This is a genomic window from Bradyrhizobium sp. Kon58 (genome assembly GCF_055807455.1).
The window spans coordinates 151,535-177,993 of sequence record NZ_JBVVOT010000013.1 but is presented as its reverse complement, the minus strand read 5'-3'; the positions used below and the strand labels follow the sequence as shown (position 1 = coordinate 177,993).

24 protein-coding genes and 4 pseudogenes are annotated in these 26,459 nt (G+C 59.5%); 9 read left to right on the top strand and 19 right to left on the bottom strand.

Annotated elements, in window-relative coordinates; genetic code table 11:
- Positions 1-69 precede the first annotated feature (69 nt).
- Positions 70-1,395 carry a hypothetical protein gene (locus AC0L20_RS22175; protein ID WP_473292062.1) on the bottom strand — a complete coding sequence of 442 codons (1,326 nt, stop codon included), beginning with the start codon at positions 1,393-1,395 and terminating at the stop codon, positions 70-72.
- A 647-nt stretch (positions 1,396-2,042) separates the two neighbouring features.
- Here AC0L20_RS22175 and AC0L20_RS22170 point away from each other — a divergent pair.
- The 6 genes and pseudogenes from AC0L20_RS22170 to AC0L20_RS22145 all read left to right on the top strand — a co-directional run bounded on the left by AC0L20_RS22170 (position 2,043) and on the right by AC0L20_RS22145 (position 7,026).
- Positions 2,043-2,540, top strand: a complete 498-nt coding sequence (locus AC0L20_RS22170) for an esterase/lipase family protein (RefSeq protein WP_473292057.1) — start codon at positions 2,043-2,045, stop codon at positions 2,538-2,540.
- Positions 2,541-2,716: 176 nt separating this feature from the next.
- Positions 2,717-3,664 (top strand): hypothetical protein, encoded by a 948-nt coding sequence (locus AC0L20_RS22165; RefSeq protein WP_473292055.1) that lies wholly within the window; start codon positions 2,717-2,719, stop codon positions 3,662-3,664.
- A gap of 52 nt (positions 3,665-3,716) precedes the next feature.
- A complete protein-coding gene (locus AC0L20_RS22160; RefSeq protein WP_456766202.1) occupies positions 3,717-3,947 on the top strand; it encodes a hypothetical protein in 231 nt (76 codons plus the stop codon).
- Between the two features lie 33 nt (positions 3,948-3,980).
- A pseudogene (locus tag AC0L20_RS22155) lies at positions 3,981-4,094 on the top strand (phospholipase effector Tle1 domain-containing protein); the annotation flags it as partial.
- Positions 4,095-4,108: 14 nt separating this feature from the next.
- Positions 4,109-4,939, top strand: a pseudogene (locus AC0L20_RS22150) (phospholipase effector Tle1 domain-containing protein); the annotation flags it as partial.
- 1,781 nt (positions 4,940-6,720) lie between these two features.
- The gene (locus AC0L20_RS22145) at positions 6,721-7,026 is read left to right on the top strand and encodes a hypothetical protein (RefSeq protein ID WP_473292052.1); all 306 of its coding nucleotides are present in this window, start codon (positions 6,721-6,723) and stop codon (positions 7,024-7,026) included.
- Positions 7,027-7,215: 189 nt separating this feature from the next.
- On the opposite strand, the pseudogene AC0L20_RS22140 reads toward AC0L20_RS22145, so the two are convergent.
- The 18 genes and pseudogenes from AC0L20_RS22140 to pxpA all read right to left on the bottom strand — a co-directional run.
- A pseudogene (locus AC0L20_RS22140) lies at positions 7,216-7,384 on the bottom strand (nitrilotriacetate monooxygenase); the annotation flags it as partial.
- A gap of 60 nt (positions 7,385-7,444) precedes the next feature.
- Complete coding sequence (locus tag AC0L20_RS22135; RefSeq protein WP_438745960.1) at positions 7,445-7,942, bottom strand: MaoC/PaaZ C-terminal domain-containing protein; 498 nt, start codon at positions 7,940-7,942, stop codon at positions 7,445-7,447.
- A 16-nt stretch (positions 7,943-7,958) separates the two neighbouring features.
- A complete protein-coding gene (locus tag AC0L20_RS22130; RefSeq protein ID WP_317245327.1) occupies positions 7,959-9,086 on the bottom strand; it encodes a thiolase family protein in 1,128 nt (375 codons plus the stop codon).
- Positions 9,083-10,591: an AMP-binding protein gene (locus tag AC0L20_RS22125; protein WP_438745958.1), complete on the bottom strand. Its 1,509-nt coding sequence runs from the start codon at positions 10,589-10,591 to the stop codon at positions 9,083-9,085. The genes AC0L20_RS22130 and AC0L20_RS22125 overlap by 4 nt, the downstream gene beginning before the upstream one ends.
- Entirely contained in the window at positions 10,588-11,142 is a 555-nt protein-coding gene (locus tag AC0L20_RS22120; protein WP_438745956.1) for a biotin transporter BioY, read from the bottom strand. Before AC0L20_RS22120 ends, AC0L20_RS22125 begins: the two co-directional genes overlap by 4 nt.
- A gap of 11 nt (positions 11,143-11,153) precedes the next feature.
- Positions 11,154-11,780 carry a CbiQ family ECF transporter T component gene (locus tag AC0L20_RS22115; RefSeq protein WP_438745955.1) on the bottom strand — a complete coding sequence of 209 codons (627 nt, stop codon included), beginning with the start codon at positions 11,778-11,780 and terminating at the stop codon, positions 11,154-11,156.
- 4 nt (positions 11,781-11,784) lie between these two features.
- A complete protein-coding gene (locus AC0L20_RS22110; RefSeq protein ID WP_317245331.1) occupies positions 11,785-12,546 on the bottom strand; it encodes an energy-coupling factor ABC transporter ATP-binding protein in 762 nt (253 codons plus the stop codon).
- Positions 12,547-12,570: 24 nt separating this feature from the next.
- Positions 12,571-12,748: pseudogene (locus tag AC0L20_RS22105) on the bottom strand (pantoate--beta-alanine ligase); the annotation flags it as partial.
- A 107-nt stretch (positions 12,749-12,855) separates the two neighbouring features.
- Positions 12,856-14,313 carry an NAD-dependent succinate-semialdehyde dehydrogenase gene (locus AC0L20_RS22100; RefSeq protein WP_317245332.1) on the bottom strand — a complete coding sequence of 486 codons (1,458 nt, stop codon included), beginning with the start codon at positions 14,311-14,313 and terminating at the stop codon, positions 12,856-12,858.
- 154 nt (positions 14,314-14,467) lie between these two features.
- A complete protein-coding gene (locus tag AC0L20_RS22095; protein WP_473292044.1) occupies positions 14,468-15,838 on the bottom strand; it encodes an acetyl-CoA carboxylase biotin carboxylase subunit in 1,371 nt (456 codons plus the stop codon).
- A gap of 6 nt (positions 15,839-15,844) precedes the next feature.
- Positions 15,845-16,090 carry an acetyl-CoA carboxylase gene (locus tag AC0L20_RS22090; protein ID WP_410706211.1) on the bottom strand — a complete coding sequence of 82 codons (246 nt, stop codon included), beginning with the start codon at positions 16,088-16,090 and terminating at the stop codon, positions 15,845-15,847.
- Between the two features lie 15 nt (positions 16,091-16,105).
- Positions 16,106-17,080: a 5-oxoprolinase subunit C family protein gene (locus AC0L20_RS22085; protein WP_438745950.1), complete on the bottom strand. Its 975-nt coding sequence runs from the start codon at positions 17,078-17,080 to the stop codon at positions 16,106-16,108.
- Positions 17,077-17,958: a 5-oxoprolinase subunit B family protein gene (locus AC0L20_RS22080; RefSeq protein ID WP_317245335.1), complete on the bottom strand. Its 882-nt coding sequence runs from the start codon at positions 17,956-17,958 to the stop codon at positions 17,077-17,079. Before AC0L20_RS22080 ends, AC0L20_RS22085 begins: the two co-directional genes overlap by 4 nt.
- Before the next feature lie 19 nt (positions 17,959-17,977).
- Positions 17,978-19,366: an aspartate aminotransferase family protein gene (locus AC0L20_RS22075; RefSeq protein ID WP_473292042.1), complete on the bottom strand. Its 1,389-nt coding sequence runs from the start codon at positions 19,364-19,366 to the stop codon at positions 17,978-17,980.
- A gap of 122 nt (positions 19,367-19,488) precedes the next feature.
- Positions 19,489-20,508, bottom strand: a complete 1,020-nt coding sequence (locus AC0L20_RS22070; RefSeq protein WP_317245337.1) for an ABC transporter permease — start codon at positions 20,506-20,508, stop codon at positions 19,489-19,491.
- A complete protein-coding gene (locus AC0L20_RS22065) occupies positions 20,505-22,040 on the bottom strand; it encodes a sugar ABC transporter ATP-binding protein (protein WP_317245338.1) in 1,536 nt (511 codons plus the stop codon). The genes AC0L20_RS22070 and AC0L20_RS22065 overlap by 4 nt, the downstream gene beginning before the upstream one ends.
- Positions 22,037-23,101: a TMAO reductase system periplasmic protein TorT gene (gene torT / locus AC0L20_RS22060; protein ID WP_473292038.1), complete on the bottom strand. Its 1,065-nt coding sequence runs from the start codon at positions 23,099-23,101 to the stop codon at positions 22,037-22,039. The genes AC0L20_RS22065 and torT overlap by 4 nt, the downstream gene beginning before the upstream one ends.
- Before the next feature lie 71 nt (positions 23,102-23,172).
- Complete coding sequence (gene pxpA, locus AC0L20_RS22055; protein WP_317245340.1) at positions 23,173-23,898, bottom strand: 5-oxoprolinase subunit PxpA; 726 nt, start codon at positions 23,896-23,898, stop codon at positions 23,173-23,175.
- A 108-nt stretch (positions 23,899-24,006) separates the two neighbouring features.
- Between pxpA and AC0L20_RS22050 the strand changes: the two genes are divergently transcribed.
- The 3 genes from AC0L20_RS22050 to AC0L20_RS22040 all read left to right on the top strand — a co-directional run bounded on the left by AC0L20_RS22050 (position 24,007) and on the right by AC0L20_RS22040 (position 26,412).
- Complete coding sequence (locus AC0L20_RS22050) at positions 24,007-24,684, top strand: GntR family transcriptional regulator (protein ID WP_438745942.1); 678 nt, start codon at positions 24,007-24,009, stop codon at positions 24,682-24,684.
- Positions 24,685-25,249: 565 nt separating this feature from the next.
- On the top strand, positions 25,250-25,549 hold the full coding sequence (locus AC0L20_RS22045; RefSeq protein ID WP_473292033.1) for a hypothetical protein: 300 nt from the start codon (positions 25,250-25,252) through the stop codon (positions 25,547-25,549).
- A 95-nt stretch (positions 25,550-25,644) separates the two neighbouring features.
- Positions 25,645-26,412 (top strand): SDR family NAD(P)-dependent oxidoreductase, encoded by a 768-nt coding sequence (locus tag AC0L20_RS22040; RefSeq protein WP_438745941.1) that lies wholly within the window; start codon positions 25,645-25,647, stop codon positions 26,410-26,412.
- Positions 26,413-26,459: the final 47 nt, after the last annotated feature.

The following is a 26,459-nucleotide window of genomic DNA, read 5'->3' as shown; positions in this document are numbered from 1 at the left end:
GACCATGTCCATACATCATAACGGTTAATAACGCTTTAGTACGCTTTACCGTGATTTTGCCTCTTGAATCTAGGTGGTCTGAGGCCAGCGATAAGACTTCCAAACGGTTTTTTGACCCAGTTGCTCAACGGGAACCTTATTGGGGCGCTTGGGCATAGGTAATATAGCACCTATGCGCCCGTCTTTGAACTCGGTGTCCGTCATGTGTTGAACGACGAAGGTTCGGGTGCCGAACTTCACTCCCATTTGGACCGCAGTCGTCTGATGTCCCTCCATGGTTTGATCGTTCCCCATCGAGGGAATGAGCATCAGGTCGATATCCATTTTGGTGAACGGGTTCGTCTCGGCATCTGCGTCGCAGAAGTCCAAACAGATCGCGAAGCCGATTATTGCGGCCTCCGTGGCGAGAATGCACAACTTGGTACCCGGCGTGATGTCTTCCTTGCCCCAGCCCCCACCCGAGAAGGGAGCAATCTTATCGTAAACCAGCCGCTCGATCCCGTAGCCGTCGAAAACGAGCGCGCGATTGACGACCCCCTCTTTCGTGCTTTCGTGCCAGGTCCCCGCAACTACGACTTCGGGTGGCAACCGATCATCGGCCACGTCACGATCTTGAAGAAGAGCCTTAATCCGACCGCGTAGCTTTGGAGGTACAGCCAGTTCAGGCCAGACCACGGCAACGCACTCTTCGTCCAAACACTTCGTGATCTGATCTTCGACGACCGCATCCGCATAAGGAGAATTCGCGCCCCTTACGACGAAGCGTTTCTCTCCGAGATGTTCAGAGAAGTCTGGATCGAGCTTCAACTCCTCGAAAAGGCACGCGCCCATCTTCCAGTTGCTTTTATCCGCCGCAGAAAGATGTAGGGTTCGGCCATTGAAAACCTCAACGGCGTATCCATCGATCTCCTTGGGGATGATGCGATGGAAGACCAAGCCACGCCGTTGATATGGTTGCGTTTGTGATAGCGACCTCGCCGTGCTTACGCTGTCTCGCGGGATGACGTAACAGTTATCCACGATCCATTGCGACGGCTCCTTCGGCCATTGAGAGCGGTACTGGGCCAGTGTCCAATCGACCGCTCGGATCAAACCACCGATCGTCTCCGCGATCTCTTCCAGCCCGTCGGGCAGCGTCCAAGCAATCGATCCCGTCGCGAGAGCATCCGAGAATTTCCTCTCCCGGCCCGCGATCCTTCCGTCAGCCATGGCACGATAAGCCTTGAGGACGGGCCCCGTCGAACTCAGAAACAGTCCATTCAGTTGGACAAGAACGCGCCGAAGGTTCTCGGCGCTGAAATCGTTAACGGTGGCATGCGTTGTCGCAAGCGCGCGTGCACGCTCCTTCCATGCACCGAATTCAACACTATCCTTGGAGGCTTGGCTAAGCGCCACCGTGTGAGACCTGAATCAAACGACAAATATACGATACGACTGTTAGTGGATTCACTCTCAAATCGCAACCGCTAACGATCGCAATTCGAGCCGGTCAAAGCTTTGAACGCAGCAAGACGACACGGCGACCGCGCATTGAATCACCGTCGGCGGAAATGAGCTGCTGAGCACCAGTGGCGCCAGCTGAGTGCTCGCGGCGAACCGACGCAATTCGCCGCCCCCCAGGTCCGTTTGCACCGTCTAGGCGAGGCAGATAACAAGCCGACCTTAAGGTCTTCCCTAGGTTTCGCATGCGCCAACTCGACGAGGAGCGCTGCTCGATCAACCTCATCGATCGGATCATATGTCCCGTGTATCCAAGCCAGCCCGGGCGGGGGTCCCTGGCCCGCCGCAATTCAGCTGAAAGGTATAAGCTGCTGCGCAAAAAAAACCCGCAGCCGTGGAGATTTGTGCCCATCATGCCAGCACCGCTACGCCGACGCAGTCACAACACGCGCAGCTCGGGTGCTCATCCATTATGGCCGCCCCGTCGTGCTGACATCTCCAAACAGGTATGCTATCTAGGATTGATATAATCTAAAGTTATAGCGAGCATACTGTCGCCGACAGCCTGAGTCGGCCGCCTTGTACAGAAAAGGGTTGTGATTATGCCCCTTGAGACAAAGCCTGCCGAGATCATCGGCACTCATATCGTGCAGGATCAACTCATCTGGTACCCACGCGTAGGGCACGACAACAATACACGATGCGTTATATTCGTCCATGGCGTGACCGGCGATATCGTCAAGACCTGGCAAAGCAAGGAGCTCAAGGCCGGCTTTGTCGAGCTCATCCTCGCCGATGTCGCGCTGCAGGACTACGACGTCTATGCGTTCGGATATTACACCAAAAAATACCGCGGGCCGCCGATCGACCACGCCGCCAAGGACCTCGACAGCGCGGTGTCGAGCCTGCCAAGGCACTACGACAGCATCGTCTTCATTGCGCACAGCATGGGTGGTCTGGTGTGCATGCAATATATCATTGACAGGCTGCAGCGCCCGGACGGGCCTCCTCCGATCAGCGGGCTCCGTTGTACGGAACGCCGACCACAGGCAGCGATCTCCTCAAGGTCGCAAGGCTGGTTGGTTATGGAGTCGGCCTGAAGATTCCAGTCATCGGTCATGCCATTGACCTGTTCCGGAAAAGCCAGCAACAGTTCGTGGACCTTGAGACCGGGAGTGAGTTTCTCACGCGCCTTTTCGATCAATGGGCGCTGCGGGTCGTCAATGGCGGTCACGAAGAGGCCGGCGACCAGCGCATGTGGCTTGCCGTTCGGGTCGTGACCGGCAACAACGATATCGCGGTGAGCGAGGCCTCGGGCAAGGGGGTCTATGGTGAGATCGATTGGAAGCCCCTGCAATACGATCACATCCAACTGGTCAAGCCTGCGGCCGCCAACGATAGGCGATACTTGGAGGCCAAGAGCTTTCTGCAGATCGCGCGCCGAACGGACCCCGACGTGCTGGATCGTGTCTGGAGGGCAAGCCAGGACACCTGGGCCAGTCGATTTGGCCGCGTCAGTAAGGATCTCGTGTTCTTCACGAAGATCGATTCGCGCAAGAGCACTCCGAGGAGCGGTGCGCTGGCAGCCTACGGAACGTGTACCACGATCTGCGAATACCCCTTCATCCTCGGCAGCGACTTCATCGACTTCGGCATCTCGTTTGCCGCCTCCGCCGAGCTCTGGGCCCGCCAGCCGGCGCCGGTCTACATTCACCAGGTCGGACTGGATCTGCTGCCGCAAGCCGAGCAGACTGCGCTCCGGCAATCCATCGACTCCACCCTCAGGAATGAGGACGATGAGGCGGTCTGGTCGACGTTCTTTCCCCGGCTTTCAATCAGCATCGATAACGTCGTGCTGCAAGGAGACGAGTTCAATTGGCCGACGACCACCAGGACATCAGCCCCCTGGCTGCTGCGGAGATTCCGTCTTCCCGCAGGGCTCGCGGCCAAGATCGGCACTATGGTGACGCTGAGAATGCGATACGATTCCGTCGTGCCGTCGTCACTCCCCCACTTTACCTTCTCGGCTCCCTGGATTGTGCACAAGGCTAAAGTCGACGTGGTGGTGAAAGGAGACTTCGAGTATTTCGTGCTGGGTCACAGGCTCGTTCCGGACGGCAAGGTCGAGCGACGGCTGGAGCAGGTTCTCGAGGGCCGCAAGGCGCATTTCTCCCATGAGGAGATCATGCTGCCCGGTTCCGGGATGGACGTCGCTGGCGGCTGAGGGATCACAATCAAGCAACGCTCTCGTCGCCGGAACATGCAGGAGAAGCCTCATGAACGGATATGGCACCGTCGAGGCGATCTACCGTCAGCTGGGTATTGGGGTCATCAAGAAGGAAAATGGGGAGCGGATCATTTTCACAGCCGGCTCCGTCAAAGGCGGCGATCAGGGTTTCCAGGATCTCGAGGAAGGCGAGGACGTGTACTATCGCGTGTTCAATGACAAGATCGACTCGATCGGCATCGCTCGCGACGTCTGGAAGAAGCACGATGGCGGCAAATAGCGGTTCTGGCGCGAAAGCTGTCCGTGAGGCGACATGAACGGTTACGGCAACAACCTCGTTATCTGCTGTGACGGCACCGGCAACGAGATCTCCGAGAACATTTCCAACGTCCTCAAGGTCTATCGCTGCCTGCGCAAGACGGACAACACCCACCCGACGCAGAAGGTGTTCTACGATCCGGGCCGCTGCCGAAGGACCAGTTCGACCTCGCCGCGCAATTCGCGCGCATCACCTCGACGCGCTGGCCGACCATCCATTTCATCGGCGTCTGGGACACGGTGGCGAGCCTGATCCTGCCGCGGCGTGACAATCTCTTCTATCTGTTCAGCCTGGAGGAGCTCGCCTTCACGCTGCGCAATCCCAGCGTCAACATCTTCCGGCAGGCGATCGCGATCGACGAGCGGCGCTGCATGTTCCGCCTGAAAGCGTATGAGGAGCCGCAGGAGTTCTGGAGCCACCGCTACGTGCCCGACGAAAAAAAGGTGCCGCAGGACATTCTCCAGGTGTGGTTCGCCGGCGTGCATTGCGACGTCGGGGGCGGCTATCCGGAGGCCGAGAGCGGGGACTCGAAATATCCGCTGCTCTGGATGATCGAGGAGGCGACCAAGGCCGGCCTCAATTTCAACCCGCGCACGGTGAATCAGCTCGCCTGGGGCATCCAGCGCAAGAACAGCCCGTTCAGTTATGTCGCGCCCGCCTTCACCGGCAAGACGGGCGAGCTGCACGATTCCATGAGTGCGGCCTGGCGCGTGCTGGAATTTCTGCCGAAGAGCGCGAGCTACAAGGAATGGCCGTACCGGAAGGTGGTGCTCGGCTTCTACATCCCCGATTGCGAACCCCGATTCATTCCCGAAGGCGCGCATGTGCATGAGAGCGTGCTGAAGCGGATGGCGGTGGAGCCGAAATATCGCCCGGTGAATCTGCCGAAGGATTATGTGACAATGCCGATGCCGGTGGGGCCGCTCACGGAGGTCAAGGTGGGAGCGGGGTGAGGTGCGCGTGGGCTCGCGATGAGTGAGGGAGCAACCTGCACGCTTTAACCCGCGCCGCAGACGTATGATTCGGCGCGTTCAGTCGAAAGTGGCCGATGCGGTGGCAGACACCACGAGCCCGACTTCGCGCCGGCCAATGCGCGCGCGGCCCACCGGGCAATCAGATCGTGCCGCACACCGTTCCGTAATATTGCTCAACCAATCGAGCGTCGTTTCCTCGTCAACGAAGACCTCACCGAGGAACACGCCGATTTCTTATGCTCGCCCGTTGTTCGACGCAAATTCAATCGATGATCTTCATGTCGATTTGTTCTGGTCGGACATCGTCACCATTCCCGGCATCGGATCGTGTGACAAGGGACCAGATCGAGGCGCCGCCTTTGCGCGCTGATCCGATAGGACCGCCGCTCGAAGTCGGCGGGCCTAATGGCGCCGAGCGCGTCACCTTGCTCAATATGCTTGTCGGTCCTAGCGAACACGTCCTTGGTGACGGATAGACGCTCGGATATATTGAGTTGCCGGTGGACCATCAACATTCAAACATGCAAGGATTTACGCTTCCCCACCTGACCATGCTCCATCCGGCGGGGCTCTGAATCGATGTTGCGAGAAAAATTGGGTTCCTATTCGCCTGTGACGTAAAGACGTTGCACTTGCGCAACAGCTCTTCATGTTCCGCCTCGGAACAGTTGCTTTTGGACTCACCCCCCGAACCAAGTTCTGGAATCATCACTGGTAACCGGGCTGGAAGTGCTCATTCCGTAAACAATCAATTTTCCCGGACAGGCCGCAGGATCCACTCAGATCCTGGGGCCTTTTTCATGTCAGCGGCACCTGGACGTTCTGAGAAAAAGGTACACCATAGCTATGGAAAACGACGAAACAAAAAGGCTGCCCCAGGGACGGAGGAGTCCTGACGCATCCGCCTGCCGGACCCGCTGGCGGGGATTGTGTCAAACATCGCGATCGGCCCCAGCCGTGGCGCGCGTCAGAAGCATTGAATCAAGCTGAAGCACCCGCGATAGCGGACCTTAATCGTTGTCTCGGCGCTTTGTGAACTGCTTCACACCTCCGTCACCGTTGGCCTGCTAGGCTCACTCTGCCGGGGATTTCAGGGGCCCGGCTGAAATAAACGCCGCTAGGACGCCGTATTTCGAGCCGGGCGGCGCAAGTTTGTGACCAGATCGTTTGCGGCGAGGCCACTGATCCGGTGAGGCATGGGGCAGCATTGAGCCTTCGAAGTGCATGAAAGAGGCCAGTGTGAGATGCCGATGATGGAAGCAGAGCAATCGGCTCGAACACAAGCTTGTCACAACAACATCCAACGATACCGCCGTTTGTTGCGAACCCGCCTGACCGAATTTGAGCGCAAGTTTATCGAAAAGCGCTTGAGCGAAGAGCGATCAGAGCTCGAGAGATTAGCCAACGCTCTTCGAAACAAACTTCAATCAGATCGCCCGGCCGTCCTGGATACTCGGTAGCGGCTGGGCGCAAATCAGCTCAGACGTGTTTGTGCAATCCCCAGAACGCGATCAGCAGAAGGGTCCCTGACGTCAGCAATATGAGAATGGCTTGCAGCATGAGGAATAAAGCTCCTCAGGCGTGCTATGACGAACGCAACGTTTGATGGCTTAGCCTTTTTTTGCGTGGTGCCCCGATGAATTGGTGAGTTTTGCTGTCTCTTTTCCAGAGCGCAGTAGTCTCACTTTTTGCTGGCTTTTCCTAAACGGGAGCTTCAGACTTCCTCGCATTGGAAATTCAATTATTACGAGGAAGTGGTGATGGCGAAGCCCGCTGTTACTCGCGACGCATTCCGTGGGCTGTTTGCCTTTTACGCGGCCAAGGCTCACCACGACAAAGAGCCCGACGGGGAACGATCTCTGTTGAAGCTGTTCGGCTCGAGCCAAGACATTCCCGACAATTTGCTTGAGCTTTGGTCGGATCGCACTGAGGTGCTCGGGCCGGAGATCGTGGGCGACATAATCGGCCCCTGCACCCGGCAGCTCACCAACGGCAGGGCACACTATGACCATGCCAGCGACTTTCTCCATGCGCTCCTTAGTGAGATGGACCGTCACAAGCACTGACAAGCCGTAGCTCTTGATCTCCGAGTCCACGAAGCCAATCAGCTTCCTATCGGTGGATGTTGCGGTCATTAGGCCGCCTCCTTGCGTTCGTACCGGCGCCAAAGAGTGCTCAGCGGGAACAGCATGAGGATGAAAAGGGCGCCATGACGATGCTGAAGAGCAGAACGTCGAATCGGCCGAGGGCGCCCCTTAGCCGGCCGGGCGGGCCAGCTGAAGCGAATCCCGCAAGGTCGAGCCGTCATACTCCGTGCGGAATAAGCCGCGACGCTGCAGCTCGGGCACCAACTCGTCGACCAGCACCTAATGGCACCTGCAACATGAAGCCGTCGCAAGCTCCGGCGTCGAACCACTCCTGCATGCAGCGTTCCGAAGCGAAAATCATCCTGTAGCTGTTGATTTCTCGGGTCGCGTGCGTGCCTCAGTCGAAAAAGACATCAGTGCGGTGTGAGGTTAGAGCCCGCTGTCCGGAGGCCAGCTCGAGGTCGCACGATGCGTCGACTTGCACGAAACGCGGCCGGTGCTTCACGAGCGTCAATCGCGCCTGTAGCCGGAACACAGCGCCGGGACATACCGGATGGCGAAACCGAACCGCACGGAGGCTCACCGCTCGGCCTTGCGCGGCACCGGTGACCACATACGCCTCCTGCAAAAGAGCTGGAACGAGCGCCAGCAGCAACTGGCCCGGCACGATTGTCGTACCTCCGTCCAGTTCGCGCCTGGCACGCTCCGCATCGGAATGAAGCCAGTTCCGATCATCCGTCAGCGCGACGAAACGATCGACCTCATCCTGCGTCACCGATCGCCAGCGGCCGGGAGCAAGCTCGGTGCCCACAAAGGCTGCAAGATCGACCGCGCGCGCAACGCGAAGTGCGCCCGCGTGTGTCGGTGGTTCGGAGCGTGGTGGCATTTGAATCATCGCGGCCCGTCCTTCTTCAAACTGTCGCAAGCAGAGCGCTGCCGAGCCCGCCCGCAGCCGCGATCGCCGCCAGCCCGATCGCACCGGATGATTCCGATTGCATCTCGTGCCAGAGGCGTACGGCTAGGATCGCGCCGGATGCACCGATCGGATGCCCCCGCGCTAGTCCGCCGCCGCAGCGATTGAGCGAAGACTCCAACACCCCGATGCCGTCGATACAGGCAATCACTTGGGCCGCAAAGGCCTCCATGATCTCGGCCACGGCAATCCGAGCAGGCGCGATCCGTTCCGCTGCAAGGAGGCGCTCAGCCGCCGCAATCGGCGCCGTACCGGGCATGGCCGGGTCGCCGCCGCGGCGGGTCGCCGATATGATCCGCAAGGGCCGCCTCGCGTTGAGTCGTCGGGCCATCGTCTGGGAGACCACCAGCAGGGCTGCTGCCGCGTCAGCTTCGACCGCCACCGTCGCGCGCGTCACGCCGAATTCAGTGTCGCCCGCAAGTGGTGCAAGGCGTGTGCAGGTCGCCCCCGTCAGGGCACGGGGAAAGGGATCGTGCGACAGGTCGGCAAGCGGCGTGATCTCGGCCGCGCCGAGTGGATTTTGCAGCGCTTTGCGATGGCTTGCGACGGCGAATTCATCCTGCCGTGCACGCGAAATGCCGTATCTTTCAGCCAGCGTCGCGGCGGCGGCAATCATGTCAGGGTCCCGCTCCGGCCATGGCGCGAACGGAGGACGTTCGTAGGGCTGCGGCGCCTCGTCCGCATGGCGCGGCCGCACCGCGCGCAACGGCGCACGGCTGAAGCTCTCGACACCGCCGGCCATGACGGCGTCTGCTCGTCCGCTCCCGATACGCTCGGCGGCTAGCATGATCGCGTCGAGGCCTCCGCAGCATTGGCTATCGATGGTCAAGGCCGGGACGTGATCCGGAAGACCTGCTCGGAGCGCGGCGAGCCGTGCCGGGTTTCCGCCGCCGCATAATGCATTGCCGAAGATGACGTCGTCGATCGCCTCCGGCGCGATGCCGGTGTCGGCCAGCACGGCCCGAATTGGCGCCGCGCCGAGTTCGTCGACCTCCACCGCCTTGAACGCGCCGCCTCGAGGAGCGACCGCCGTCCGCCGTGCGGCGACGAGATAGGCGGCGCTCATCGCAGCACCTCGCAGGCGCCGGATTCCCACAGTCGCCGCAGCGCATGGAAATCAGTCTTGCCGGACGAGGTCATGGGCCAGTGCGGTGGCACGGCAAACCGGCGCGGGACCTTGTAGAGCGGCAGGCTCAGGCGCGCATGGCTGATCAGATCGGAAGACGCTACGCGCCCATCCAGACTCAGTCTCAGCAAAGCCACCAGCCGCTCGCCCCGAAGTTGGTCGACGGCGCCAAGAACCCCCGCCGCGGCCACGGCGGGATGTCCTTCGAGTACATGCTCGATCTCCTCTGGATGGACGTTCTTGCCGGCAGTGATGATCATGCGGCTGGCACGGCCAGCGAGTCGCAGGAAACCACGCTCGTCCAGCATGCCGATGTCACCGACCGACACCGCGTCGCCATGACGTGGCAGCACCGTTTCGCTTCCGCAGGCATACTCCATGAAGAGGAAAGGACTTGCCACGAACACTTGACCGGGCTCCCCGGGTGGAAGGCATCGCCCGAGATGGTCGCGAATGGTGAGACTGACGGCTGCGAACGAACGCCCGACGGAGTCCGATGGGACGTCCTCGTCGTCCTTCGCCACGGTCACAAAGCTCAACTCGGAGGCGCCGTAGAACTCGGAAAACCCCGTCGCGGGAAATTGCCGTCGCAGTTCGACCAGCGCGCGACCTTGCCATTTGGCACCTGACGACAGCATCCACCGCACGTTTGGGAACGGCGGCAGGCCGTCACGCATGGCGGCCTCAATCATCATTTCGAGCTGGGTCGGCACGCCGTAAATCACGCTGACCTGGTGGGCCGCGATCAGGCGGTTGACGAGATTTGGCCGGAACTGGCGGCACAGAATGACGGTTGCCCCGACATAGAGCCCATGCGCAAGACCGTAGAGAAATAGCGAATGCGTCAGCGCGCCCGGTGCGAGAACGATGTCGCCGGCGCCGATATCGAACTCGCGGTCCCCCGCCCGAAAACTCTCGATCCACGATTGATGGTGGCGGCGATATCCTTTCGGCATTCCAGTCGATCCCGAGGTAAAGCCGACATAGAACGGCGTCAGCGGATCTGGCTCGGCAATTGCCGCGGGCGACGGACCGGCGCCAATGGCATCCGCGACGGACTCGAACGGGCCGTGAGGATCGACAACCGCAAACACCTCTGTGTCTCTGGCCAATCCTGCATCGCCACTGACGACGATCCCAGGCGCCAGCGCCGTGATCGCAAGCCGCGCCGTCTCCGTCGGCCAGGACGGATCGAGAATTTGCGCTTCCCGACCTGCGCGGCAGGCTGCGAAAAACAGCAACACGAATGCCGGCCCGTTCGGTAGGTGCAAGGCGACGCCGCGGCCGGCCGGCACCACCTTCGCCAGATGTCCGGCTAGACGATTCACCGCCTGATCGAGGTCTTTCCAACTCACTGCAAAATTGTCACAAACGACGGCCGGTCGGTCCGGCGTTTTGCGCGCATGCCGCGATAGCGTTGCAGTGATGGTGGCGGCCGCGATCATGAACGGCTGACGATTGCGGCCGGATAGCTCCGGTGCGCCGCCTCCGCGACGAAGCCCGACGCCAGCGCCTTCAAGAGATCGCCCGGCACGAACACCGCGATTGCAACCAAGGCCTGCGGCAAGCTCATCCTTGCCATCCCCATTAGGCCGAGAATGCCGCAGGCATACTCCACGACGATACCGCCCATCGTCGCGGCAACGAGCGCCGCCGCGAGCACCGGCACAGTCCTCAGCCGGGCCATCACGAGACCCGACACGAAGGCCGCGGGAGCCCAACCCAGCAGGAAGCCGACGGAGGGTCCGAACAGCACGCCGAGCCCACCGCGTCCGCCGGACAGCAGCGGCGCTCCGAGAAGCACCACGAACAAAAACAGCAGCACCGCCAGCGCGCCATGGCGAGGGCCGAGGACGATCCCGGCCAGCATGACGCCGAGCGTCTGGGCCGTGATCGGCACCCCCACGGCGATCGGTAAGACGATGCTGGGCACCATGCCAAGCGCTGCGATGACGGCGGCTAGCAAGGCGATACGAACGATGGCGCGCGACTCCACGGGATTTTCTCCTACAACGGGGCTGACTGACGATCGACGGTCGACCGGTCGAAACCGCGGGCATCGAGTGCTTCCGCGACGCGGTCGGCCAGTTGCAGAATGTCGGCGACGAAAGCGGCCACCAGTCGCAGCGGAACTCGCCGGCACGTGCGTGCCTTCCAGGCCTCCTCGCGCGCGCGCCACCGCGTCATCAGGACGGGCACGAAACGCAGGACAAGAGCGACTGCGAGCGCCATCTTGCGAGGATTGACCCCAAGCGGGCGCAGCAAGCGGAGCACCGGCGTCAGCACATCCATCAACGCGCTCATCGTGGTGGTCATGCTGACGAGATCGGCAAGCAGAAGCATCGCTAGGAGCCGCATGGTGACGACGGCGCCGGCATTCCAACCAACCGATGCGGTCTGCACGCCGCCAACGACCACAAGCAACGGCAGCAATGGCCGCAGCAAGCTGATGCGCGCCATGCCGACGCGGCCGAAGCCAGCATAGACCCCGGCAATCATCGCCAAGGTGCCCGCCAGAATTCGCCAGTCGCCGACCGGCAGCAGAAGTACGCTGAGGAGAGCGAGCCCCGCAAGCTTGATGCCAGCCGGTACGCGGTGCAACCAGGTCTGTGGGGCGAGGCCGCCGGTCATCATGACGTTAGGGCGTCCCCTGACCAACGATCGTTGCATGGGCCCGGTAGGCAGCCAGGACTTCGACAGGTCGGCCGTCGAGACGGATGCGGCCCTCATCCAGCCAGATCACGCGATCGAACGCGGCGAGCAGCTCAAAATCATGAGACGCCATCACCACCTGCTCCGGCAGCGCCATGATCCTGCCGTACAACAACAATCGTGTCGGCAAGTCGAGACTGGAGAACGGCTCGTCCATTAGCAGGATCGACGGCTCCGTTGCGAGCAGCGCCAGGATGCAGACAAGCTGCTTCTGACCGCCGGATAGCTCATTGACGTTGCGTTCCGCCCATTGCGCGCAGCCGTGCCGCTCCAGCAGTGCCATCGCCTGTTGGCGCGCCTGTGGCGCTGGCTTTCCCCGCTCCGCAGGCCCAAAAGCGACCTCCTCAACAACCGTGGGGAAGATGAGCTGGTGGTCGGGGTTCTGAAACAGAAAGCCGACCTTGGCCGGAAGGTCTTTGCGATGCCGTACGGTATCGAGCCCCGCCACCTCGACGCGGCCACGTGTTGGCGGAAGCAACCCGTTCATAAGCCGCAGCATCGTGCTCTTGCCCGAACCATTGTCACCAATCAGGCCGATCCGGCGCTCAGCCAAGCAAAGCCCGGGAATGACAAGGACCTGACGGTGCGCGCGCCGAAGCTGCACTTGTTCGAAGATGATCTCTTCAGCCGCCCCGCAAGGGTGAAGACGGCTTGCGGGAGGCGCTTCGCGTCGGGCAGCTTCAATCAAGACGATTCCTTCTCCCCTGTCGCCCTACGGAGTTGGCTGAAGTAGCACGTTGTCGATAAGCCTCGTCGAACCGACATAGGCCACCACGCACAGTGCTGCGGGGCGGCGTAGCGGCCTTACAGCGGGCACTCCACGACCGGATGGCGATGGCCCGCCCTCGGTCTTCATCGCTGAGATACCGGTTACGGCTGCTCATTGCGACACGAGATTGCGAGTCGGTTTTTCGAAATCTGATGCCGCGCCGGCACGAGTACTGCAATGTAGCTGCCCAGATCGAAATCCGAGAAATGACGCATCGAAGAGGCCGCTTCAGTTGAGTCCCCCGATATGGAAGCTCTTCATTTCAAGATATTCCTCGATTCCGACCTGGCCCCCCTCTCGACCAAGCCCGGACTGCTTTACTCCGCCGAAGGGTGCGACTTCCGTCGAGATCAGCCCCGTGTTCAGGCCGATCATGCCGAATTCGAGCGCCTCGCCGACGCGCCAAGCGCGCTTGAGGCTCTCGGTATAAAAATAGGCGGCCAATCCGAAAGGCGTTCCATTGGCAATGGCGATTGCTTCATCTTCCGTCTCGAAACGAAAGAGCGGTGCGACCGGACCGAAGGTTTCCTCACTTGCAAGTTGCATCTGCGTTGTTGCGCTGGTCAAGACGACAGGTGCGACATATTGCGTGCCCGGCGGCAGAACGTGCCGCTTCGTGATGACTTTCGCGCCCTTCGCGAATGCATCTTGAAGATGCCGATTGATCTTGAGCACGGCCGCTTCGTTGATCATTGGACCGATCGAGACGCCAGGCTGTGTGCCGTCACCGACTGTCATCATGTCTACGCGGGCGCTCAACTTTTCCGCGAACGCATCATAGATGCCGGCCTGGACCAGAATGCGGTTCGCGCACACGCAGGTTTGACCACCATTGCGAAATTTGGAAACGATGGCTCCCTCAACCGCCGCCTCGAGATCGGCGTCATCGAATACGATGAAGGGTGCATTGCCGCCGAGCTCGAGAGAGAGCCGCTTCACACTATCGGCTGCACCCCGCATCAGTACGGATCCGACGCGTGTCGATCCGGTGAACGAGATCTTACGAACCGTCTCGTTCTGCAGCAGCTCGTTACCAATTTCCGTCGGCATGCCTGTGACAATGTTGACGACGCCCGCTGGTATTCCGGCTCGCTCCGCCAATAAACCAAGCGCGATTGCGGAGTAGGGAGTGAATTCAGACGGCTTGATGACGACAGTACAGCCTGCTGCCAGCGCGGGGGCAACCTTTCTCGTGATCATGGCGTTTGGAAAATTCCACGGAGTGATGATGCCGCAAACCCCGATCGGCTCCTTCAGCACCACAATACGGCGATCGGCTGTCGGAGACGGAATCGTATGACCTCCAATGCGCCGAGCCTCTTCCGCGAACCATTTCACAAAGGAGGCACCGTAGCGGATTTCGCTCCGTGCTTCGTCCAGCGGCTTGCCTTGCTCCAAAGTGAGAAGGTGCGCGAGATCCTCCAGATTCTCGATCATGAGCCTGTGCCAGGAGTCCAGCAGGCCCGCGCGCTCGGCATGTGTTTTCCTCTTCCACGGTCCGAAGGCTCGTTCGGCGGCTTCGATCGCAGACCGCGTTTCAGCGCGAGCCATATCTGGGACGGTACCGACGGCCTCCCGAGTGGCCGGATTCATGACCGCAATCGTGTTTCCTGTAACTGCGCCGACCCACTTACCGTCAATCAGGGCAGCCTGAACGAACAGATTGCCATAACTTTTATGCTTCATGTCCATAACTCCGGTCGTCTTATTGGAGGGCCGCAAGTACCGCGGCAGTGATGAAGTTCGTCTGTCTTTTCCAGGAACGCCGCCGATGCTCTGAGCTGTCGCGCTTTCGAATTCGATCCGTCGCGCAAACCGAAAAAGCTTGCATTCGAATGCTTTACGCGCGGCTCGCCTCCAGCTCACGGGCGGCCATCCAGCTCTCCAGCCAAGCTGTGTGGAAAGCTCCCTCACCCACTTCAATATCCGTGGCAAGCGCCCGATGCAGTGGCACTGTCGTGTGGATCCCTTCCACTTTCAGGCTGTTCAACGCGGTCTGCAGGGTGACGATCGCGGCGCGACGATCGGGTGCCCAAACAATCAGCTTACCTACAAGAGAGTCGTAATAGGGCACTATCCGATAGCCTTCGAACAGCAGCGTATCGAAGCGGATATTGTCGCCTTCCGGTGAACTATATGTTGTCACCAAACCAGGCGATGGCATGAACATCTTGGCCGGATTCTCGGCGTTGATACGCACTTCAATCGCGTGACCGGTTTGAGTGATGTCGCGCTGCGCGAACCACAATCGTTCACCCCCGGCGATCCTGAGCTGCGCCTGCACAACATCAATTCCCGTAATTGCCTCAGTCACCGGGTGTTCCACCTGGATCCGCGTGTTCATTTCGATGAAGAAGAATTCCTGAGTCTTGCTGTCATAGAGGTATTCGAGCGTACCGGCATTGCGGTAGTTCACCCGCCTTGCCAGTGAAACAGCTGAATCACAAAGGGCATCGCGGACCGCTTTCGAAAGCATGGCCGCAGGTGCCTCCTCCCACACCTTCTGGCGCTTGCGCTGAAGCGAGCATTCCCGCTCGAACAGATGCACGACGTCGGTCCCGTCCCCCAGCACCTGCACCTCGATATGACGCGCATGCTGGATGTACCGCTCCATGTACAAACCGTCATCGCCGAAGGAAGCACGCGCTTCCGCCATGGCCTGCGGCACCAGCCTTTCCAGGCTTGCCTCGTCCTCCACGACACGGATGCCGCGCCCGCCTCCTCCCGCGCTGGCTTTGATCATTACAGGATAGCCGATGCGGGCGGCTTGTCGGCGCGCATCGTCGAGGTCACCGATCCGGCCTTCACTGCCTGGAACGACGGGAACCCCAGCTGCCACCGCCTCAGCGCGCGCCATTGCTTTATCGCCCATCTTCGCGATCGTTGCCGCGTCCGGACCGACAAATGCGATCCCCGCCGCCTCTACAGCTGAGACGAACCGCGGGTTCTCGGACAGGAAGCCGTAGCCCGGATGCACCGCGTCGGAGCCACTTGCCTTGATTGCCTGAACGATCGCCTGCACGTCCAGGTAAGACTTTGCGGCTTGCGGTGGACCGATCACAACCACCTCGTCGGCCATACGACAGGCGAGCGAATCCGTGTCGGCCTGGCTGGCGGCCTGAATGGTCCGAATACCCAACGCCTTTGCCGCTTTATTAATTCGCACGGCAATTTCGCCGCGATTGGCGATGAAGAGCGACTTGATAGCCATTCCCACCTACTCCAATTCTGCAATGGCTTGATCGGCGTCGACGGTCTCGCCATCCTGCACCAGAAACCGAGCGAGCGTGCCGGCAACTCCCGCCTCAACGGGGAAGAAGGATTTCATGGCTTCGATTAGCCCGATCGTTTCGCCGGCCACGACGGGATCACCTTCTTGCTTGAACGGAGCGTCGTCCGGGGAAGATTTGCGATAGAAAAGGCCCGGTAGGGGCGCCAAAATTTGTTTGACCATGTCGGACATTTCCTCTTCTCTCGATCAGGCGTTTACAAGAATCTCGCGCACGCAACGTTCTGCGATTTGCCTAGCCATGCCTTGAGCTTCCGCAACGCTGACGAGCCGGAAGTGCAGGTGCTCCCCGGGCTTTGCTTGGCCCAATTTCCAGAATGCAGCTGAGGGAACCGTATAGGGGTTGATGAAGCCTCCCATCGAGGGACCGTCATTCACCAGAATGATCGGCGTCTGGCCGGCGAGATTAATCGCTCCCATGGGATAACCGTGATCGATAATGTTCGACGGTAACGATCCATGTTCTTTCGGCTTGTTGTAAGCCTTTTCCGTGAACGTCCATTCGGGGCCTTGCAGCCGGAAGCCGGTGCGATCCGACTTAGCGGAAAGTGTCCACGCGGAGCTCAGAAATCTTTCCTTGGCGGCCTCGTCGATCCAGTCATCGTTTGGACCCGCGCAGACCTCGATGGTCCACGTCCGGTCTGTGCGGATGTCAGGCCTATGGTTATTGGGCACCAGGAGGCCGGGGGTCGCTCTCGCTTCCCCAACAGGCAAATCCTGGCCGGCCTTGATGGAATGGCCGTCCATGCCGCCGACACCGGCTTTGTTAAAGGTGGAGCGCGAACCAAGCCGCTCCTCATTCGCGAACGCACCAGCGACCGCGATGTAAGCACGACCACCGACACGAGCTGCCCCTAGGGCTAGTGTTTGGCCGGCTCTTACGGCGAGCGACTGCCACATGGGGAATGGCTCGCCGTCAAGCGCCGGGCGCATGTCTGCACCAGTAACGGCGACTACCGTGTCAGCATCGAAGGAAAGTGTAGGCCCCAGGAACTGGCATTCGAGCCCCGCAGCACCTGGCTGATTACCGACGAGTACGTTCGCCAAGCGGAATGACCAGCTATCCATGGGGCCAGAGGGCGGAAAGCCCTGATTCCAATATCCGATGCGCCCCGGGTAGTCTTGGATCGATGTTTCAAGTCCGGCTTTCAATACCTTGATCATGTCGGTACATGCGCCTTGTTGGCCCCGCTCACTTTCGAGACCCAGTTGTTGTAGTTGCGGACCGCGAACTTCTGGTACTCCACGATCGTGTAGTCGTAGCGCTCCTCCTTCACCGCTAGCTCCGCGTCGTCATATTCCTCGCGCGTGACTGGAACGAACTTGATGCGATCTCCTGGACGAAAGAGACACAGACTTCCCTCGAAAGCCGGGCGTTTGCCAGTTGGATCCCAAATTGGCACTGGCGTGCGGGCAAAGATTTGGTAGCCGCCGGGCGTGGCGACAGGATAGATGGAGTTTGCGGCGCCGCCCAACCCAACTGCCCCCTCCGGCGTGTCCGTCCGCGGAGGGTTGTATTTGGGCGCGGTCAGACGCGCCCGCGGGTCGAGCGCCATCAAGAAGGGCAGCCCCGGCCAGAAGCCCAGGGACGCAACCCAATACTCCGAGGACGAGTGAAGCCGAACTAGATGGTTGACATCCTCAAGGCCATTTTGCTGCACCAACAGCTCGGGATCTGGCACCTTCCTCGCGATCTTCGCGCAGTAGTCTTCGACACAAGCCTTCGTCCATGGATCGAGGTAAAGCGTCGGCAGGTAGAACAGCCGGCTTTCCAGTTCGATATCCTCCGACGAGCCCAGAGAGTCCGAAAGCCGAGAGAACTCGCGGACCACATCATCATAGCCGATCAGCGTCGGCTCGTAGTGAACGAGCAGCGAAGCAAAGCAAGGCGCCGTCTCGATGACGCCGTGTACGTTTGCCTCCGCAGCCGCTGACGCCAGGCCCTGTGCCGTGAAGTTGAGATCGAGATTCATCTCGTTCCCAAACTCAATCAGCAGATATCGGTCGCCAGCAGGCAAGAACTTTGGCTGTTCGTAAATCACATACGCCTCCTCGCTGACGTCAACTAAGGTTCTCGGCGGATCGCCATTGGGCTACATCGTCGAGCGCATCGCTCAGACGGGCAACCAAGTCGTGCACTTGATCCTCATTGATGATGAGCGGAGGGCACAGGGCGATCGTATCGCCGATCGCGCGCACGATGAGACCGTGCTTTTGGGCCGCAGCAAAAGCCGCTGCTCCAACCTTGCTCGCGGCCGCAAAGGGACGACGTGTTTCCTTGTCGGAGACAAGTTCAATCCCGGCAATTAGCCCCGCTCCTCGCACCTCGCCGACAAGCGAATGATCGGCAAGCTCGCCAAGGCGAGCCTGAAGGATCCGCCCCATACGCGCGGCGTTTCCGACGAGATCGCGCTCTTCGATGATTTTGAGGTTTTCCAAAGCTACTCTGGTCGCGACAGGATGGCCCGATGCAGTAAATCCGTGACCGAAGGTACCGATCTTCGCCGTGTTGTCGGCGATGGCGTCGTACACCTTTTGCGAAAAGATCACCGCAGCAAGCGGCATGTAAGATGAAGTGAGTTGTTTCGAGACAATCATGATATCGGGCGTAAAATCGTAAACTTCGCAGCCAAACGTCGCACCCAGCCGTCCGAAGCCACAAATCACCTCGTCGGCGACCAGAAGGATGTCATACTTGCGGCACAGTGCTTCAATTCCCTTCCAGTACCCGGCAGGAGGCGGCATCACACCGCCGGCAGCCATCAGCGGCTCACCAACGAAAGCCGCGACCGTTTCTGGGCCTTCCTGTAGAATCACCGCTTCGGCCTCCGCGACCAAGCGCGCAGCAAATCCAGTTTCTGTTTCGTCGGGTTGAGCGAAACGATAAAAATGCGGGCAAGTTAGGTGACGGACCGGAATGACCGGCAGGTCAAAATCGGTGTGGTTATTAGTCAGACCGGTCAAACTGCCCGAAGCCACGGTAACACCGTGATAGGCGCGATTGCGCGCAAGGAACTTCTTTTTTTTGGGTCGCCCCGATGCATTGTTCATGTACCACACCATTTTAATCATGGTGTCGTTTGCTTCGGAGCCCGAGCTCGTGAAGAAGACGCGGTTCAGGGGAGCGGGCGTCATTCCGACAAGTTTTTCAGCCAACCGGATCGAAGGCTCCTGAGCCTTGTGGCTGAACGTGTGGTAGTAGGGAAGCTTGGCCATCTGCGCACTCGCGACTTGCACAAGGCGAGGTTCATCAAACCCGACAGCCACGGACCACAGACCTGCAAGACCCTCGATATATTCCTTGCCAGCATCGTCGTAGACGTAGATCCCTTTACCGCGATCGATGATGACCGGGCCTTCCCGCTCATGGGCCCGCGCATCGGTATAGGGGTGTAACGTTGTGGAGACGTCGGTATGAGCGAGGGAATTCGAAAGCTGTTTGAGCATCATGTAGTCCTTACTATGGGCATCCCGAGATCGCGCATGTCGCGGACCTCGGATATAAAAACCCTACGGGTGGTGTTTCGTTATAACGGAAGCGGCGCATCAAAACAGACTGCTCCCGGCATTCGTCAGCGCTTCGTTGCATCCGCGAGCCGATAGCGATCCAGCACGACCGCACCAACGAGCACGACCCCCAGCACGATCATCTGATAGTTCGATCCTATCCGTAGAAGGTCCATACCATTCGCCAGCACGGTGATGAAGATCACGCCCAAAAAGACACCCGTCGGCGAGCCCTCACCGCCACGAAGGGAGCATCCGCCGATGACCGCTGCTGCGATCGAGTTGAGTGGAAATTCACCGCCGAGCAATGGCTCGCCTGAGGACACCCGTGCGGTCAAAAGCCAGCCTGCGAAGGCGGTGATCGTCGCACACAGCATATAGCAAGCGATAAGATAGCGGTTGATGTGGACGCCAGCCACCATAGCAGAGCGGATGTTGGAGCCGATGGCATAGATGTAGCGGCCGAAGCGCATTTGCCGGACCAGTAGAAAGACGGCGAGCAGTGCTGGAAGTGCGAAGAAGAACGAGACAGGCAGGCCGAGGAAGAAACCAGATCCGATGCCATAGACGAATTCACGCGGCAGGCCGCTTACCTGCAGGCCCTGCGAGATAACAAGCGTCACGCCGCGGAAGATCGAGGCCGTCGCCAGTGTCACAATGAAGGCGTTCACCTTCAGCACCGCGACACCAAGCCCGTTTACTAGCCCGCAAATCAAACCCACGATGACAGTCGCGAGGAAACCTGCGCCAATAGCAAGACTGGGCGCTTCGGGATAGGCCAGCGAAACGGCAACCATGACCTGCGCCGATATGATGGAAGTCAGCGCAACGACTGATCCTACCGACAGATCGAATCCGCCAGCGAGCAGAACGAGCATCTGCCCGAATGCGATCAGCATCAGGAACACGCCTTGCTGCAGTATGTTGAGCATATTGGCCGAGCTGAGAAAGCGCGGATTTCCAAACTGGAACACGACGACGCAGACAACCAAGACGACCGGCAGCGCACCGAACGTCAAGAGTGTCGATACGGCATTGACGCTTGCTGAAGGCTTGATACCCGCCTGGGAGCGTATCAGAGTCATTGAAGATCCTTTTGTGGCGTATCGCCAAAGGCGTACGCGATGACGGCTTCCTCGTTGATCCCGTCTCCTTCCAAGCTCGCCGTGCACGAGCCCTCATGCATGACGTGGACACGATGAGAAAGATGAACCAATTCCTGGAGGTCGGAAGTGATGAGGAGGATTGCAGCACCTTCGGCGCACAGCCGTTGGAGTTGATGGTAGAAGTCAAGGCGGGCACCAACATCGATGCCAGCCGTCGGCTCATCGAACATATAGAGGTTCCGCTTTCGGCTCAGCGCTCGGCCGAGCACCACCTTTTGCTGATTGCCGCCTGAAAGCTCCTGAACTGCTTTATTGGGCTCAGCGGGTTGAACTTTCAGCCTTGCGAGCAGACCGTTCACAATCTTCGCGAGGACAGTCGTTCGCACGAAGCCGGCGTACGCCGACCCAGCTTCCCCGAGCACCTCAATTGCGATGTTTTCTGCTATCGGACGGTTCAGCGCGAGCGCCTCACCCCGGCGGTCCTGCGGCAGGTAAACCAACCCGCGTTTGAGCATGGCGGTCGGCGAATGAGCCTTGATGCTCTCGCCGACGAGCACAATTTCCCCTGCGTCAATCGCCTGCAATCCGAAGATCGCGCGGGCGACCTCCGCCTTACCGCAACCAACGAGCCCGCCAAGCCCGACAATCTCGCCGGCCCTGACCTCAAATGAGACGTTCTTGATCTTGTGCCCGGAGCAAAGCCCTTTCACCTCCAAGACAGCATGGCGAGGAGTATGCGGAATCTGGGGATAGAAATTCGCTATCTCCCGGCCGACCATCTCAGCGATCATCTGCTCGTTCGTCACGTCTGCCAGCCGATGAAAGCTCACAAAGCATCCATCTCGCAGGATTGTCACAACGTCGCCGAGGCGCTGGATCTCCTCCATACGATGGCTGATGTAGAGGATCGCCCACCCCTCTTTTTTCAACACCTCCACGGTGGAAAACAAATGCTCGGATTCGTCGTGGCTGAGGGTTGCGGTTGGCTCATCCAGGATCAACGCACCTGGTTTTCCGCCAAGTGCACGTACGATTTCCAGGAGCTGTTGTTCAGCGCGCGTTAGAGTGTCGACGCGTGCGTCGGGGTCGATGGCGACGCCGAGTTTCTCCATCGACCTCATCATCCCGGCGCGCATTGCGGCCTTGTCTAGAATCCCGCCTCGTGTTTTTTCTCGGCCAAGAGCGTAATTTTCCACCGCCGTCATCGAGGGCGCCAGGCCAAAGTCTTGCAGAACGGCGTTGACTCCACTCTCGCGCGCTTCCAACGGAGTAAGATCCGGGCAGGCGCGCCCGCACAGAATGCGGGCGCCTTCATTGGGCCTATTTGCTCCAATAAGTAACGAAACAAGCGTTGACTTGCCCGCCCCATTCTCTCCAAGAAGCATATGAACCTCGCCGCACCGAAGCGTAATGCTCACGTCCTTCAATGCGGCGAAACTCCCATAGAATTTGGATACGCCGGAGAGCGAGGCAAATACTTCGCCCTCCTGAAAGTCGCTAACGATGGTCATTTCTTGGTCGCTTCGACCGAAAATTCGACCTTGTATCCCGCTGGTGCAAACATGTCGGTCTTGCTAACCGATTTGATCGTATCCGCGGTCACCATCTGGGGCTTCGGCCCCGCACGCTTGGCCAGCAACTTCTGGCCCTGCAGCAGTCGCAGAACCATGTCCACAGCGAGGCGCCCTTGAAGAACAGTAAAGTCGGTGGGCGAAGCTTTCGTGGCTCCAGCGGCGATATCGTCGTACACCGGCGGGATAATATCGAACGCTGCGACGCTGACCTTCCCTCCTAAATTGGCGTTGCGAACTGCAACCGCAGCGGCCTGCGCGGCAATGTCGACGCCGACCAGCCAATTGAGCTTGTCGTACGTCTGTAGCGCGTTGTTGATCATGTCGAGCTGAACATTCAGGCCGGTATCGCCGCGCCGCGTCACCGCAATCTCGACCTTCGATTCGTTGATTGCGTCGTTGAAGCCGCGCACCGCGTCATCGGACCAGCCCGCTCCCTGCGGGCCCGGAAAGAAGCCAACTACCGTGGACTTTCCGCCAGACTGCTCGACGATGTATTTTCCGGTCTGGTAGGCGAGGTCGTAGAAGCTGACGAGGGCGTGACCGGAAACGCTCGGCTCTTTGACGCCATTGACGAAATCGATCACCGGAATGCCAGCATCCGTCGCCTTCTTGACCAGAGGCCCAACACCGTCAGCGCTGATCGCACCCAGAATGATGCCGTCGAATTTCTGCGCGATGCAGTTGTCCATCTGGCTGAGCTGGGTTGAAAGGTTCGTATACCCTCCGGCCTCGTAAAGCGTCATTGCGCTTCCAGCACGATGAATCTCAGCCGCGACGCCATAGTTCGCGGCAACCCAATAGCTGTCCTTGAGATGCGGAAAGAGTACACAGATGTTCCAGGGCTTCGTCACTTCCTCCCCGCCCAAGAGCTTCCAGTCGGCATCGGTCTTCTTATCCCCGTCAACAAGCTGCACAGGGAAGCTCGTAACCGGCTGCTGGCTTTGCGCGCTTCCCACAAAGGCGCAGCTGGCCAAAGCCGCAAGCACGCTCGTCCTCATCAGTCCTCTCATGTTCATTTCTTCCTGAAAGAGTGCGTTCTGTTGTTGTTCGGGTCTTCCGCCCGATTGTTTTACCGCTGAGCGGTATCGAGCACGCGGCGCATGGCAGCCGCGACGTCCCGCGCATTGGGCGGGTCCGAGTGAATGCAGACAGTTTGGAACGAGACGTCGAGGAGAGTACCGTCGACCGCTTCGACTTTCCCCTCTCGCACCGCCCGCTCGAGACGAGCGGCCGTCTTTTCGATATCGACCGCCGACTGGGTCCGCGGAATGATCAGTTCGCCGGCCGCGCCGTAGGAAAGATCAGCGAAAAACTCCGCTACGAAATGCGTCCCCACCGCCCTGGCCGCGCTCTCGTGAAAAGTGCCTGCCATTCCGAAGAGCGGAAGGTCGAATGTCTTCGCGGCCTCCGCCATTGCGGTGGCAAGCGCCATGTCGCGCGCGGCCATACCGTAGATGATGCCGTGTGGTTTCACATGGTTCAGGCTTTTCCCGACGGCGCGAGCAACACCAGCAAGAGCACCAATCTGATAGATGAATGCTGCGCGCAATTCCTCGGGGGACAAGCGCAGCTCACGCCGACCAAAGCCTTCACGATCTGGCAGTGAGGGATGGGCCCCAATCCTTTTTCCCTCGCAAGCGGCCAGCTCGACCGCCCGCATCATGGTCATGGGGTCGCCGGCGTGAAAACCGCACGCGATATTGGCGCAATCGATGAAGGGCATGATGCCGGCATCGTTCCCAAAGCGCCAATTTCCGTAGCCTTCCCCCATATCGCAGTTCAGCGTGACGCTCATCCCATAATCCGTCTAGTGTTATAACAGAATGAAATCTGCGCTTCCTAAATTTTGATGTCAACAGGATTGTCTAGTGTTATAACAAAAAAATCTAAACGGAGTTGAGCAATGCGCCCAGAAAACGACCTCCTTCCTGAAGCTGTACAGGGGCCGGTCCTCACTCCGGTCTCGCGGGACATGCTTCACGAGCAAATCTACGACCGTCTGAAGCGGAATCTGATGATGGGCCGGTTCACGCCTGGACAGAAGCTACCGCTGAGAACGCTCGCGAAGAGTTTAGGAACAAGCCTGATGCCCGTTCGGGACGCACTGCAGCGTCTCGAAAGTACCGGCTGCGTCGTTTCAACAGCCAATCGGACGATGGCAGTCCCTCAATTCAGCCCTAAGCAGCTTCAGGATATCTGCACGCTACGTATCGTCCTGGAGACGACCACGGCGGAGCGTGCAGCTATGCTGCGATCGGACGATGAACTAGCGTCACTCGCCGTATTCGTCAGGGACATTGACCGCTCAGCGGAAACAAACAGCATCGATCTCTTCTTAGAGGCGAATTACCACTTTCACATGCTAGTTGCCGATATGAGCCGGCTCGCGTTCGTCCGTACCCTTCTGGAACCGCTTTGGATGCACATCGGCCCCTCCATCAGGCAGTCCGTCCCGAACGAAGCGTTATTCCAAAGCGCTGCCCGACGGCACAAGGAAGTTTATGACGCGATTGTCGTGCACGATCCAAAGAGCGCTGCTATCGCCATTAAAAGAGACATTTTAGATGGCTACAACTTCTGAGTCCGCAGCTCCTGTGCGGCAGCTTGAAATTTGAAAGCGACCGATGCGTCTTTTTTAACCAACGTCTTGAGTCATGAGGGCAATAGGCTGGCGACCTAGCTCGCCGATGCTGCTACCTGGGTGGCTGTTGATGATCCTGGTAATGGTGTCGTCGGTAAACGGTACCCCTCCGGGAAGCTTTCAATTGCCGACATCTTCGGCTCGAACCGATTGCAAGGCCTAAGGCGACATAAGGCCATTTGGACCCATGCGACGGTCCGATGGTGGTGATTAGTCGCTCCCTGAAACCGAAATGATGTCGTCCTTGTTCCGGAATGTTCTCTCCTCCGCGGTACCGATCAATTATCACCCGGCCAGCGACCCACCAAGACTAGTAGTGTCTCAGTCGTCCTTCCATGTTGTACCGGAAAGTTGTCTCGCAGCAGATGATGTTCCTCATCGCGACAGGACGAGGGTGTAGCAATGACTGGCCTCTTTAATCCCTTGCATGTATCGCGTTTCCTTCAGTCGTATGACGTCGACGCCTTGGAAAAAGGCTTACGGCTCTCGATAGCAATCAATTTCGATGACTACATCGATATCGCACGCGCGGCGCCTACTAAAGGCCCACATACCCAAATTTTCGGCAGGATCGACCCGCACTCTGGCGCAAAAGAAAGACAAAGAGAGCCTGGCCGATAGGCTTCGTCTCTTCACCAACCCGTTTGCCGCTCATCCGGTTGATCTCGGCTGGTTCGACGAACCGGGCATCCGCATCTTCGCGGCGGAGAAGAATGGTATCTTTCATATCTCGTACCACCCGGAGGGCGATCTCTATGCGCGCCAGTTGCACAATCTCATTCGGCGAGCCCGGGGTAAACACTAAACACGGGCGGTGCGGGCTGGCTGTAGAGCTCGGGGTCTCACTTAAGCCAGACCGAGATATGTGTTTGCGCCGTTAGGATCGGAGAGGATGAGCGAGTGGCTATTGTTTTCATTACGGGAAGTGCAGACGGTCTTGGACGCGCGGCGGCCGAGACCTTGCTGAGCGAAGGGCACAGAGTGTTGCTCCATGCCAGGTTAAAGGACCGCATTCCTGCCATGGGCGACTTTGCTTCGCGCGCCGCGGGTTTTGCGGTTGGCGATCTCTGCAGCGCGCGAGAGGTCAAAAGCATCGCCGATCAAGTGAACGCGATCGGTCGCATGGATGCAGTTATTCATAATGCCGGCGTCTACACCGAACGAACCCGTGGCTCGACCCCTGAGGGGCATCCGAACACGCTTGCCGTCAATTCCCTGGCGCCATACATGCTGACGGCTTTGATCGAGCGCCCGGCTCGGCTGGTTTACCTCAGCAGCGGTTTGCATCATGGCGGCGAAGGTTCACTCGGCGATCTCAACTGGACCAAGCGACCTTGGGATTGGGCGAGAGCCTACGCGGAAAGCAAGCTTCACGTCGTCGCGCTCGCCCTCGCGCTGTCGCGACGGTGGCCACAGGTGTTGAGCCATGCCGTCGATCCGGGCTGGGCGCGCACGAAGATGGGCGGCCTCGCCGCCCCGGTAGACGTCGACACCGGTCAGCGCACACAGAGCTGGCTCGCCGTGAGCGACGAGCCAGCAGCCAAGGTCAGCGGCGGCTATTGGCACCGACTTAGGCAAGAAGCGCCTGCCAACGAGGCGACCCGTCCGGAATTCCAGGAGCGGATGATCGCAGAGTTTGCCAGGCTGACCGGCGTGGCACTTCCTTGAAGGCTCTGGGATCGGGTACCGCGCGTTAAGCTCTGCCGCCCGAGAGC